Origin of the sequence: Paraburkholderia mimosarum LMG 23256 = NBRC 106338 (assembly GCF_000739815.1) — a bacterium.
GTDB lineage: Bacteria > Pseudomonadota > Gammaproteobacteria > Burkholderiales > Burkholderiaceae > Paraburkholderia > Paraburkholderia mimosarum.
In genome coordinates this window covers 1-12,344 of the sequence record NZ_BBJJ01000002.1, presented here as the reverse complement: position 1 = coordinate 12,344, position 12,344 = coordinate 1, and the positions used below count along the sequence as shown (strand labels likewise).

General features: G+C 66.2%; 9 protein-coding genes and 2 pseudogenes. 5 read left to right on the top strand and 6 right to left on the bottom strand.

The features are described from left to right. The first annotated feature begins 175 nt into the window (after positions 1–175). The 4 genes and pseudogenes from dnaJ to BMI01S_RS43995 all read left to right on the top strand — a co-directional run. Entirely contained in the window at positions 176–1,309 is a 1,134-nt protein-coding gene (dnaJ, locus tag BMI01S_RS02145) for a molecular chaperone DnaJ (RefSeq protein WP_028209504.1), read from the top strand. A gap of 55 nt (positions 1,310–1,364) precedes the next feature. Next, positions 1,365–3,248, top strand: a complete 1,884-nt coding sequence (gene pabB, locus BMI01S_RS02140) for an aminodeoxychorismate synthase component I (protein WP_028230133.1) — start codon at positions 1,365–1,367, stop codon at positions 3,246–3,248. Positions 3,249–3,484: 236 nt separating this feature from the next. Next, positions 3,485–3,724: a hypothetical protein gene (locus BMI01S_RS02135; protein WP_028230134.1), complete on the top strand. Its 240-nt coding sequence runs from the start codon at positions 3,485–3,487 to the stop codon at positions 3,722–3,724. Between the two features lie 954 nt (positions 3,725–4,678). Beyond that, a pseudogene (locus BMI01S_RS43995) lies at positions 4,679–4,858 on the top strand (hypothetical protein); the annotation flags it as partial. A gap of 143 nt (positions 4,859–5,001) precedes the next feature. On the opposite strand, the gene panB reads toward BMI01S_RS43995, so the two are convergent. From panB to hda, 6 genes and pseudogenes are all read right to left on the bottom strand, one after another. Beyond that, a complete protein-coding gene (gene panB, locus BMI01S_RS02130) occupies positions 5,002–5,817 on the bottom strand; it encodes a 3-methyl-2-oxobutanoate hydroxymethyltransferase (RefSeq protein WP_028230135.1) in 816 nt (271 codons plus the stop codon). A 66-nt stretch (positions 5,818–5,883) separates the two neighbouring features. Further along, positions 5,884–6,576: a deoxynucleoside kinase gene (locus BMI01S_RS02125; protein ID WP_028230136.1), complete on the bottom strand. Its 693-nt coding sequence runs from the start codon at positions 6,574–6,576 to the stop codon at positions 5,884–5,886. Beyond that, positions 6,573–7,112: a 2-amino-4-hydroxy-6-hydroxymethyldihydropteridine diphosphokinase gene (gene folK / locus BMI01S_RS02120; RefSeq protein WP_028230137.1), complete on the bottom strand. Its 540-nt coding sequence runs from the start codon at positions 7,110–7,112 to the stop codon at positions 6,573–6,575. Before folK ends, BMI01S_RS02125 begins: the two co-directional genes overlap by 4 nt. A 72-nt stretch (positions 7,113–7,184) precedes the next feature. Beyond that, positions 7,185–8,825 (bottom strand): polynucleotide adenylyltransferase PcnB, encoded by a 1,641-nt coding sequence (pcnB, locus tag BMI01S_RS02115; RefSeq protein WP_028230138.1) that lies wholly within the window; start codon positions 8,823–8,825, stop codon positions 7,185–7,187. Then, complete coding sequence (locus tag BMI01S_RS02110; protein ID WP_028230139.1) at positions 8,822–9,508, bottom strand: histidinol-phosphatase; 687 nt, start codon at positions 9,506–9,508, stop codon at positions 8,822–8,824. The genes pcnB and BMI01S_RS02110 overlap by 4 nt, the downstream gene beginning before the upstream one ends. A gap of 734 nt (positions 9,509–10,242) precedes the next feature. After that, positions 10,243–10,920: pseudogene (hda, locus tag BMI01S_RS02105) on the bottom strand (DnaA regulatory inactivator Hda); the annotation flags it as partial. Positions 10,921–11,212: 292 nt separating this feature from the next. On the opposite strand from hda, the gene purM reads away from it, so the two are divergent. After that, entirely contained in the window at positions 11,213–12,286 is a 1,074-nt protein-coding gene (gene purM / locus BMI01S_RS02100; RefSeq protein WP_028230140.1) for a phosphoribosylformylglycinamidine cyclo-ligase, read from the top strand. Positions 12,287–12,344: the final 58 nt, after the last annotated feature.

Below are 12,344 nucleotides of genomic sequence, written 5' to 3'. Positions count from 1 at the left end.
AGCCAACTGGCTCTCCGGGCACATTTGTTTTATGGAGGCCGTTCTCTTTCAGGGGCCGCCGCGGCGTGAGACGCGCCTGCGCGGATGTTCGAAGGAACGGCAAACGGGTCACGAGATCCAGCATTCAAGAGGAGCCGGCGTGCGCCGAGAAGCGCACGATCGGCGTTGAACCGATATGGCGAAACGGGATTACTACGAGGTTCTGGGCGTCGCGAAGAACGCGAGCGACGACGAAATCAAGAAGGCGTATCGCAAGCTCGCGATGAAGCACCACCCCGACCGCAATCCGGACAACAAGGGTGCGGAAGAGCATTTCAAGGAGGTCAAAGAGGCCTACGAGATGCTGTCGGACTCGCAAAAGCGCGCGGCTTACGACCAGTACGGCCACGCGGGCGTCGATCCCAACATGGGCGGCGCCGGCGCACAGGGCTTCGGCGGTTTCGCGGACGCTTTCGGCGACATCTTCGGCGATATCTTCGGCCAGGCCGCGGGTGGCCGTGCCGGTGCGCGCGGCGGCCCGCAGGTGTACCGCGGCGCCGACCTGCGCTACAGCATGGAAATCTCGCTGGAGCAGGCGGCCCACGGCCACGAGACGCAGATTCGCGTGCCGGGCTGGAGCAGCTGCGAAGTCTGTCACGGCTCGGGCGCGAAACCCGGCACCAAGCCCGAAACCTGCCCGACCTGCCATGGATCGGGTTCGGTGCGCATGTCGCAGGGCTTTTTCAGCATCCAGCAGACTTGCCCCAAGTGCCACGGCACGGGCTCGTACATTCCCGAACCGTGCACGAACTGCCACGGCGCGGGCAAGGTGAAGGAAACCAAGACGCTCGAGGTGAAGATTCCTGCGGGTATCGACGACGGCATGCGCATCCGCTCGGCCGGCAACGGCGAGCCCGGCATCAACGGCGGTCCGTCGGGCGATCTCTATGTCGAGATCCACATCAAGCAGCACGCGGTGTTCGAGCGCGACGGCGACGACCTGCACTGCCAGATGCCGATTCCGTTCACCACGGCGGCGCTTGGCGGCGAGATCGAAGTGCCGACGCTTGCGGGCCGCGCGAGCTTCACGGTGCCCGAAGGCACGCAGTCGGGCAAGACGTTCCGCCTGCGCGGCAAGGGCATCAAAGGCCTGCGTTCGAGCATTGCCGGCGATCTGTATGTGCACGTCCAGGTCGAAACGCCGGTCAAACTCACCGATCAGCAGCGCGAACTGCTTCAGCAGTTCGAGAAGTCGCTCGTGGAAGGCGGGGCGCGCCACAGTCCGCAAAGCAAGAGCTGGTTCGACCGCGTGAAGAGCTTCTTCGACTGATGCGCGTCTCGGGCGCACCCATGCAGCAACTGGTAAGAAGCAGGTAGTGAGCGCAATGGCAGTCAATCCTGGCGGCGCGGTGTTCGCGCTGCTCGACGATGGCGACTCGACGGCAGAAAGCCGATCGAGCCGCCTGTATACGGGCTTCGTGCGTGAGCTTGCATGCGAGCGCGCGGCGGATCTCGACGCCGTGTGCGCACAGGTGAACAACGAACTGGGCGCGGGGCTTCATGCCCTGGTGATCGGCGACTACGAGTTCGCGCGTGCGCTCGAATTCGCCAAGCGCGACACGGCCTCATCCCTCGAAACGCAGCACGGCGACGCCGCGCTGCGTTTTTTATTGTTCGAACGCTGTGAAAAGTGTTCACGCGAGGAAGCCGATGCGTGGCTCGCGGCGCAAGAGGGCGGTGAATCGCCGGCTCCCGCGGGCATCGCAGGCGTGACGATCGGTGTTGATCGCGAGCGTTTCGAGCAGGACATCGCCAGCGTGCAGGACGCCTTGCGCGCGGGTGACTCGTATCAGATCAACTACACGTACCGGCTCGGCTTCGAGGCGTTCGGTTCGCCGCTCGCGCTTTACAGGCGCTTGCGCGAGCGGCAGCGCGTGCGTTACGGCGCGCTGATCGCGCTGCCGGGCGATCGCTGGGTGCTCTCGTGTTCGCCCGAGCTGTTCGTGGAGAAGCGCGGTAAAACGTTGCGCGCGAAACCAATGAAAGGCACGGCCGCGCGCTCGGCAAACGCCGAGGAAGACGCGGCCGCCGCGCGTTTTCTCGCGAACGATCCGAAGAACCGCGCCGAGAACGTGATGATCGTGGACCTGCTGCGCAACGACGTCTCGCGCGTCGCGCGCACGGGCTCGGTGCATGTGCCCGCGCTCTTCAGCGTGGAGCCGTATGCGTCCGTCTGGCAGATGACGTCGACGGTGGAAGCTTCGCTGCGCGAAGGCACGACGTTCGCCGACGCGATGCGCGCGCTCTTTCCTTGCGGCTCGATCACGGGTGCGCCCAAGCACCGGACGATGGAGCTGATCGAAGCGCTGGAGCATGCGCCGCGCGGGCTGTACACGGGCACGATAGGCTGGCTCGACGCCTCGAAGGAAGGCGAGACTTGCGGCGATTTTTGCCTCTCGGTCGTGATCCGCACGCTCACGCTCGATGCGCCGGCAAAGGGCCGAGGAGCAATTCGGCACGGCGAAATGGGCGTGGGGGCGGGCATCGTGCTCGACAGCGTGGCCGCCGACGAATACGAGGAGTGTCGCTTGAAAGCCCGTTTCCTGACCGATGCCGACCCGGGCCTCGAATGCTTCGAAACGATGTACGCGACGCGTGCTGGCGGCGTGCGCCACGCGGAGCGCCATCTCGCCCGGCTCGCGGCGAGCGCGGCGTGGCTCGGTTTTCCATGCGACGTCGAAGCGTTGCGCGCACGCTTGAACGAAACGTGCGCCACGTTTGCGGACGACGATGCGCCGCATCGCATGCGGCTCGCGCTCGGCAAGAGCGGGGCGGCGACGCTCACCAGCGCGCCGCTCGCCGCGCTCGCGCACGACACCGTGGGCGTGCTGCTCGCGCCGGACCACGGCTACGCGCCGGTCGAATCCGCCGATGCGCTCCTGTTGCGCAAGACCACGCGCCGCGCCGAATTCGATCGGGCGTGGCGCGAGGCCGAAGCGCTGGGTGGCTTCGACATGCTGTTCTTCAACGAGCGTGGCGAGCTGACCGAAGGCGGCCGCTCCAACGTGTTCGTGAAGCTCGACGGCAAGTGGTACACGCCGCCGCTCGCGTCGGGCGTACTGCCGGGCGTCATGCGCGGCGTGCTGCTCGACGACGCGTCGTTTGGTGCGAGGGAGCGCGTTCTCACGCGCGACGACGTGCTCGAAGCCGAAGCCTTGATGCTCACCAATGCGCTGCGCGGCGCGGTACCGGCGCGCTTGATGCGATGAAGCAGCCATAGTCGTGGCGAAAGCACAGCCGCGAAAAAGGTTCTTAACGGATTTCCGGGTGACCGATTGTGGACAGGCTGTAGTCGGCCAGCTTCCACTCAAAGAATCTGCCCGATCTCCGAAAGCCAATCGCCTTCCGTCGTTCGACAGCGCACAGATCTACCCAAAAACCAGCACTAAATTCTGACCAGCGCACGAGGCGAACTCCTCGCCGTCGTAACTACAGGGGACACTGAATGGAATTCTTTGAGTATCGCGCCATTGTCGCGAGCGACGTGCAACAGAGCCGTGCATCCGGCAAGGACTTTTTTTGTACCGAATGGACGTCCGATTTCGACCGGTTCGCCGAGGCGTTCAAGGCGCTTGCCACGCGATTCCCTGAATCAGAGGGCTTTCGCGTCAGTCCAGTCTCTCGTGACACGAGGGTGCTAGAGGTGGGGCTCGACGAGATCGAGGACAAATTTCCTTATGGGTAACTGATTCTTCGGAATGCGACATCAATCAAGTACATCGTGCTGGCAGTGACGGTGGGGGCCCCTTTCAACGGGGATAGTTACAACTGACGCGAGACGCGCGCAGTATCAGCTGAGCTACGTCGCCCCACCGTGCATAACGAGTCTCCTTATACCGCCCGCGCAAGCGGGCGTTTTTTCGTTCATCGGGTACGCGGGAAACGCAGCAGCCGGGGCCGGCCATCATGAGTCAGTCGAGGGAATGAATCGCGTGCCGTTCGGGCGGAGGCTGACGAACGCCAAGCGGCCACTCAGTCAGAGATTGACGGCCGCATAGGTCGACCCAGTCGACTATTGGGAAATCTGGCTTGTGAATGGCGGCTTTCGGGGAGGCCCCTCGTCGATATGAGCCTTCGCGTAGGAGACGGCGTAGCAACAGGCAGCCCGCTCTGACGCGAAGTAGCCCAAGCATGTGAACCCTCGTCGCTGCCCGGCTGGGTCGGCAATGAATACGTGCGCAGCGTATCCATGATTGGACAATGAAGCGAACCGGACGATGACTTTGTTCTTGTATTGCGTAGGCGATGTGTGCACGACTGGATTCCAGCAGTAGGAAGGCGTCGACATTACCGCGAATTGCGTGACGCTTACGTTCGGTAGCACACAGGCGGCCATCGGCGTGGATTCCTGCCGCCGACCGCATTGGCAGTGGACGGCCAACATCAGCCGGTCGATGCCACGGGAGCAGTCACAGTTTGAGGGCATGCCCGCGAGGGGCGTCGCCAATGCAAGAAGAGTGATTCGCAGCGTGCGCCCGCACACATTGCCCGGCTGGAAAGCCGTATTTGATGACACAGCACCGCCGCACCATCGAAGCTCCCTCAATTCTCGCTATTTTATGAGCCCAAGGCAGTGGATAGCACTCGGCGCAGTCCTGTTTGCCGCGGCGCTCGGCGTTCTCGTGGTGCTGGTGGTGCGCGTACTCATTTGACGGCGCGTGCACGCACTATCGCGCAGGCGTGTGCATCCAATCCTGCTCGATGGTCGGCCAACACGCGCAGCGGGACCCCAGTCGGCGCCGTGACGCTGAACCCGGAGCGCGACGCCGTTGTTCAGATGACGTCGACTGCCGTTAATACACAGCCTCTTGCTGCATGAATGAGGCGGCAACTACCTTGACGCGCTCGGGGCCGCCTTAGGGTCGAACAGAGACCTACCCCGGAATGCCGCGAAGAACCAAGAAAAGCGCGCACCGCTAGGAGCGCGCCTTTTCATTGCGCGACCGGGACCGTGCAGCGCCCTCAGAACACGTGCTCGGGCCCGGGGAACGTGCCTTCCTTCACGGCTTGCACATACGCGCGCACGGCCGATTCGATATCGGGCTGGCCCGCCATGAAATCCTTCACGAAACGCGGGCGCTTGCCGGGGAAAATACCGAGCATGTCGTGCAGCACGAGCACCTGGCCCGAGCAGTCCACACCCGCGCCAATGCCGATGGTCGGAATGCGCAATTGCCTCGTGACTTCCGCGCCTAGCGCAGCGGGCACGGCCTCGATCACCACGAGTTGCGCGCCCGCCTCCTGAAGCGCGAGCGCATCGCGAATCAGCTGGGTGGCGGCCGTGTCGCTCTTGCCCTGTACCTTGAAGCCGCCGAACGCGTGCACCGATTGCGGCGTGAGGCCGATGTGCGCGCACACGGGCACCGCGCGCTCCACGAGCATCTTCACCGTGGGCGCGAGCCATTCGCCGCCCTCGATCTTCACCATCTGCGCCCCCGCGCGCATGAGCTTCACCGAGTTCGCGAAGGCGTCCTCGGGCGTGCCGAAGGTGCCGAACGGCAGGTCGGCGACGATCAGCGCCTTCGTCTGCGCGCGCGCCACGCAAGCGGTGTGATAGGCGATGTCGTCGATGGTGACGGGCAGCGTCGTCGTGTGGCCCTGGAGCACGTTGCCGAGCGAGTCGCCGATCAGCACCGTATCCACGCCCGCGCGCTCGCACAGCGCGGAGAAGCTCGCGTCATAGCAGGTCAGCATCGCAATGCGCTCGCCTGCGTCGCGCATGGCCTGGAGTTTGGGCACGGTGACCGCGCTGCGGCTCGTTTCCTGCAGGTAAGTCATGGGGAAATCCGTTGGGAAAGGGAAAACGAAGAGGGGCTGGGCCGCCGTTTCGCGTGAGGGCGACGACTACAGCGACGTGCCCTTGACGAAGGATTCCTTGCGGCCGCGCATCGTCTCGATACGTTCGGCGACGAGCGCGAGGTCCGCGTCGGAGTCGGGCAGATTCAGATGCTCGGCGCCAACGGTGAGCACCGGCGCATGGTCGTAATGATAGAAAAAATCGTTATAGCTGTCGCAGAGCGCCCGCAGGAACGCGCTCGAGATATGCAGCTCGCGCGGCACGGCGCGCTTCTGGATGCGTGCATAGAGCGCCTCGGGGCTCGCCTGCAGATAGACGACCAGGTCGGGCGCGGGCGCCGCGCATTCCAGGCGCGCGGCGAACGCGCGGTAGAGCGGCAGTTCGTCCTCCGCGAGCGTGAGGCGCGCGAACAGGTCGTTGCGCTCCGCGAGGAAGTTCGTCACGAGCGGCACGCCCGCTGCGCGGCGCGCCGCCACCTCGCGCGAGAGCTGCTCGCGTTGCAATGCGATATGCAGTTGCGCCGCGAGCGCGTGCGACGAGGGCGCGGAGTCGCGATACATGCGTTCGAGAAACGGATTGTCCGCGTTCGATTCGAACAGCGTTTGCATCGACCAGCGCTCGGCGAGCCGCGTGGCGAGCGCGGTCTTGCCCGCGCCGATCGGCCCTTCGATCACGATGTATTGCAACGTGGCGGGCCGCGAGGCGCGCGCGCTGACGACGGGCAGGGGCGTCGAGCTCATCGGCAGCCGCCGGAAGGCGGGGCGTCGGGCGCGGGCGCGATGCCTAGGCACTGGCACAACGGCTTGACCTTCTCGATGCGCTGGCCGGCCACGGCGGCCAGGAACGCGCTGGCGGGGCCCACGCCCGGAATCACGAGTTCGGGATCGATCTCGACGAGCGGCACGAGCGCGAACGCGCGGCCCGTCATGCGCGGATGCGGCACGACGAGATCGGGTTCGTCGATGATGGCCTCGCCATACAGCAGGATGTCGATGTCGAGCGTGCGGGGCGCGTTGCGAAAGGGACGCTCCCGGCCGAAGTGATGCTCGACGCGCTGGCAAAGCGCGAGCAGCGCGCGGACGTCGAGACCGGTCTCGAGCTTCACGACGCAGTTGTAATAGTCGTCGCCGCCCGCGTCGATGGGCGCGGTGCGGTAGAGACTCGATTTGGCGACGACGGTGAGGGTGTGCTGCTGTGCGAGGCACACCACCGCGTCTTTGAGGGTCTGGCGCGCATCCCCCAGATTCGCGCCGATTCCCAGCCAGGCAACCGTCATGGCTTCACTTCCTGCGACTTGTGTTGCGGTTCGACACGTGCGCGCCGCGGCTTGCCGCGGCTCCCCACGTCGTCAGTCCTCGTGCGGACCGGCGTGGCCGTCATAGTCTGCACTGCTTGCTTCGTGCACTTCACCGGCTTCGCCGCTTTCCGACGCGCCGTCCGACGCACCCTCGCCCGTTTTGCGGCTCCGCGCGCCGCCGCGGCGGCGGCGCTTGCGCGGCGAGCGTTCCTTGCTGCCGCCCTGCGAGAGCAGGGCCTCGCGGGCCGGGCTGTCGCCATCGATGAAGTCCGTCCACCACTGGCCGATTGCGGCGTCGAGCTCGCCCGACTCGCAGCGCAGCAGGAGGAAATCATACGCCGCTCTAAATCTTTGGTGTTCCAGCAGCTTGATCGCGCCGCGGCCCCGCTTTTCGAGGCGCAACTGCATGCCCCAGATCTCGCGCATGTCCGACGAGTAGCGGCGATGGATCGCGAGCTTCTCCGTTTGCGCATCGATCACGTCGTCCATCGCGCGGTGCAGCGCCGGCACCGGGATCTCGCCTTCGGCCGTGTACTGCTGCCAGCGCTGCTGCACGTCGTGCCACAGCAGCGTGGCGAACAGGAAGCCCGGCGAGACCGGCTTGCCCGCGCGCACGCGCGCGTCGGTGTTCGAGAGCGCAAGCGTGATGAAACGCTCGCCCTGCGGCTGTTCGAGAATCACGTCGAGCAGCGGCAGCAGGCCGTGGTGCAGGCCTTCTTTGCGCAGCCACTTCAGGCAATCGAGCGCGTGGCCCGAGAGCAGCAGCTTGAGCATCTCGTCGAAAAGACGCGCGGCCGGCACGTTGTTGATGAGGTCCGCGAGCTTGCTGATCGGCTCGCGCGTGTGCTCCTCGATCTCGAAGCCGAGCTTCGCCGCGAAACGCACCACGCGCATCATGCGCACCGGGTCTTCGCGGTAACGCGTGGCCGGGTCGCCGATCATGCGCAGCAGACGCTCGCGCATGTCGGCCATCCCGTTGTGGTAGTCGAGCACCGTCTGCGTGGCCGGGTCGTAGTACATCGCGTTGATCGTGAAGTCGCGGCGCGTGGCGTCTTCGTGCTGCTCGCCCCAGACGTTGTCGCGCAGCACGCGGCCGCTCGCATCGACGTGGTGCGTCTTGCGGTCGAGTTCGTCGCGGCGCATGCGCTTTGCGGGCGCTGCGGCGGGCACGGCCTCGGCGGCCGGTGCATCCATCAGCGCGCGGAACGTCGAGACCTCGATGATTTCCTGGCCGAACTGCACGTGCACGATCTGGAAGCGCCGGCCGATGATGCGCGCGCGCCGGAACAGCTTCTGCACCTGGTCGGGCGTGGCGTCGGTCGCGACGTCGAAGTCCTTGGGCGCGACGCCGAGCAGCAGGTCGCGCACCGCGCCGCCCACGATGAACGCCCGGAAGCCCGCCTCCTGGAGGCCTTCGGTCACGCGCACGGCGTTGCGCGAGATGAGTGCGGGGTTGATGCCGTGGACGTCGGCCGGGAGGATGACGGGCGTGGCCGGGTCGCGTGGGCCCTTATCGGCGCGCGCTTTGGACGTCTTTTGCGCGCTCGCCGGCTTGCGGCGCGCTCGCGCGGTGCCGGTGCCGCCGGCGCCTTCACGCGCGGCCGTCTGTTGTGCGTCGGCGGGGGCTTCGGTGTCTTGCGCCGCTGCGGCGTCGTCCTGGCCGAACAGCTTGCGGATGAATTTCTTGATCACTGGGCTTGGAACAAATCGAGAATGCGCCAGCCCGCTTGTTGCGCGTGAGCGCGCAGGGTGTCGTCGGGGTTGGTGGCGATCGGATCGGAGACTTTTTCGAGCAGCGGAATGTCGTTGTGCGAGTCGCTATAGAAGTAGCTGCGCTCGAAGTCCGACCAGTTCTTGCCGAGCGAGGCGAGCCACTGCTCGACGCGCACGATCTTGCCTTCGCGGTAGCTCGGCGTGCCCGTCGGGCGGCCGGTGAACGCCGATGCCGGATGGCCGTCCACGGTTTCGACTTCGCATGCGATCAGCTTGTCCACGCCGAATACCTCGGCGATGGGCGCCGTGATGAATTCGTTGGTGGCCGTGACCACGCAGCAGAGGTCGCCCGCTTCCTTGTGCTTCTTCACGAGCTCGACCGCGCTCGGCAGTATGGTCGGCTTGATCACTTCGTGCATGTACTGGTCGTGCCACGCCTTGAGCTGCGCGCGCGAATACTTCGCGAGCGGCGTGAGCATGGCGACGAGGTACGCTTGGATGTCGAGCTTGCCGGCCTTGTAGTCGGCGTAGAAGCGGTCGTTCTGCTGCGCGAAGCGCTCGCCGTCGACGATGCCGAGCTTCACCATGAAGCGGCCCCATTCGTGGTCGCTGTCGGTGGGGATCAACGTGTGATCGAGATCGAAAAGTGCAAGGTTAGCCATGGGCGCTCATTTTACTTGAAGCGCGGCTCGCCGTTGCCGCCGCCCGCTGACGGCTTCGGCGCGGCGGGGTCCGCAGGGGATTCGGGTGCGCTCGGGCTCGGTGCACGGGGCGCGGTGTCCGGCGCGGGGCGCGGGTCGTTTTCCGTGGCTGTCGCGCTCGGGGCAACGGCGGCGGGTGGTTGAGCCGCGGGGGGCGCGTCTGCCTCGGTCGCTGCCGGCGCGTTGGCGGGCGTCTCGCCAGCCGTCTCGCCAGGCCCGGCGGTCGTGCCGGCCGGCGGATCGAGATCGCCGCGCAACTCGCCGGTCATCTCGTTGCTCACGTCGGCTTCGACCTCGCCCTTGAGCTCGGTGCCCAGTTCCTTGTGGACCACATGGCGGTATTTGGCACCCAGTTCGCCTTCGACGTTATCGGTCGGCTTCTTGAACGGCACGGGGAGCGGCGCGCGCGACTGCAAGGCGGGCGCTTTCGGCGCCTCGTAGGGCTGGGTGGCGTTTGGCTCGGCCGCGGGGGCTGCGGGCAAACCGGCGGCTGGGACCGACGCGAATGGCCTTTCATCCTCTTCCCCGGGCTGAGCTTGCGCGGCGTCGCTGCCTCTCCGGTCTTTTTCCGCGCTGGCCGGCGCGCTGGATTTGTCGTCGTCGGCCGTTGTCGTCGGGTCTTCGGCGCGCTGCGCTTCGTTCGCCACGTCCGCCGGCGCTGCACTCGCCGCGATCACGAGTTCGTCGACGCCCGTCGCGAGCATCGTGCGCAACAAGGGTAGCGTCACCGCGCGCTTCTGCTCCAGCGAGAAGCGGTCGAGCGCGTCGAGCAAGCCCATGAGGCTCGGCATGTCGCGCCTGAAGTGCGTGAGGAGGTAGGCGGGCACGTCGTCGGCGAGGACGATGCCGCGCTCGCGCGCCGCCAGCTTGAGTATGGCGGCCTTGCCTTCGTCGGAGAGCGGGGCGAGATGGAAGACGAGGCCCCAGCCGAGGCGCGTGCGCAAGTCCTCGCGCACGGTGAGCCCCATCGGCGGCGCATTGCCCGTGGCGACGAGCGCGCAGCCCGGCCAGGAGCGCACCTCGTTGAACAGGTTGAAGAGCGCGATCTGCTGGGCGCCCGAGAGCGAATCGCAGTCGTCCACCGCATAGATCGTCACGCGCGGATCGAACGTGAACGCGGCCAGCGCGCTTTGCGGACCGAGATAGCGCACGTGGCCCGGCGGGGCTTCGTAAGCGAGCGCCTGCAGCAGGTGGCTGCGCCCATTGCCCGGCTCGCCCCAGACATAAAACGTGCGATCGGCGATCGGGCCTGCCATCAGCGCCGCGTCCAGGCCGCGCAGGCGCGCGACCAGCTCGGCATTGGCGCCGATATGGAAGTTGTCGAAGGTCGATGGCGGCGGGGTGCCGAGATCGAGCGTTAACTGTCGCTGCACGGTCTGTCTGGACGGAATTCAGTTCGGGTAAAGCGTGCTCTCGAAATCGCTGCGGAGATCACTGGGCCGCCGCCGCCGCGCGTTGCCGAGGGCGAGCGCGATCCCGGGCGAGGCAAAGGCCCGCGTCGAGGGCCGGCGCGGGCAGGGCGGGAAGAGCGATGTGTTCTGCGGCAAAACTCGGTTTCCGGTTGGGGGGACGGGCGGCGTACGTGCCAAATCTCGCTGCGGGAGCGGCGGCGGGGCGCCGTCAATCGGTTAAAATCGCATTTTACCGACCTTCTGGCGCTTCCCCATGAATCAACCGAAATCCGGCCCCGCTAATCAGGACCAATCGCAGGACCAAGGCCTTTCATACCGCGACGCAGGCGTGGACATCGATGCGGGTGACGCGCTCGTCGATCGCATCAAGCCCTTTGCGAAGAAGACCCTGCGCGACGGCGTGATGGGCGGCATCGGCGGATTCGGCGCGCTTTTCGAAGTGCCGAAAAAGTACAAGGAACCCGTGCTGGTTTCGGGCACCGACGGCGTGGGCACCAAGCTGCGTCTCGCGTTTCATCTGAACAAACACGACACGGTCGGCCAGGACCTCGTCGCGATGAGCGTGAACGACATCCTCGTGCAGGGCGCCGAGCCGCTGTTCTTCCTCGACTACTTCGCGTGCGGCAAGCTTGACGTGGACACGGCGGCCACGGTCGTGAAGGGCATCGCGCACGGCTGCGAGCTCTCGGGCTGCGCGCTGATCGGCGGCGAGACCGCCGAAATGCCGGGCATGTACCCCGACGGCGAATACGACCTCGCGGGCTTCGCGGTGGGCGCGGTCGAGAAGAGCAAGATCATCGACGGCAGCACGATCGCCCCGGGCGACGTGGTGCTGGGCCTCGCATCTAGCGGCATCCACTCGAACGGCTTCTCGCTCGTGCGCAAGATCATCGAGCGCGCGCAGCCGGACCTCGCCGCCGACTTCGACGGCCGCTCGCTCGCCGACGCGCTGATGGCGCCCACGCGCATCTACGTGAAGCCGCTGCTCAAGCTGATGGAAACCATCACGGTGAAGGGCATGGCGCACATCACGGGCGGCGGGCTCGTCGAAAACATTCCGCGCGTGCTGCGCGAAGGCCTGACGGCCGAGCTGGACCACAAGGCATGGCCGCTGCCGCCGCTGTTTACGTGGCTGCAGAAGCACGGCGGCGTGGCCGACGCGGAAATGCACCGCGTGTTCAACTGCGGCATCGGCATGGCCGTGGTCGTGGCGGCCGATCAGGCCGACGCCGCCGCGTCGCTCCTGGCCGCGGCGGGCGAGCAGGTGTGGAAGATCGGCGTGGTGCGCGAGAGCAAGCAAGGCGAAGCGCAGACCGTGGTGGTCTAAGCCTCGCTCAGCGTTCCTGCGCAAAAAAACGCCCGCCAGATCATGGTGGGCGTTAATG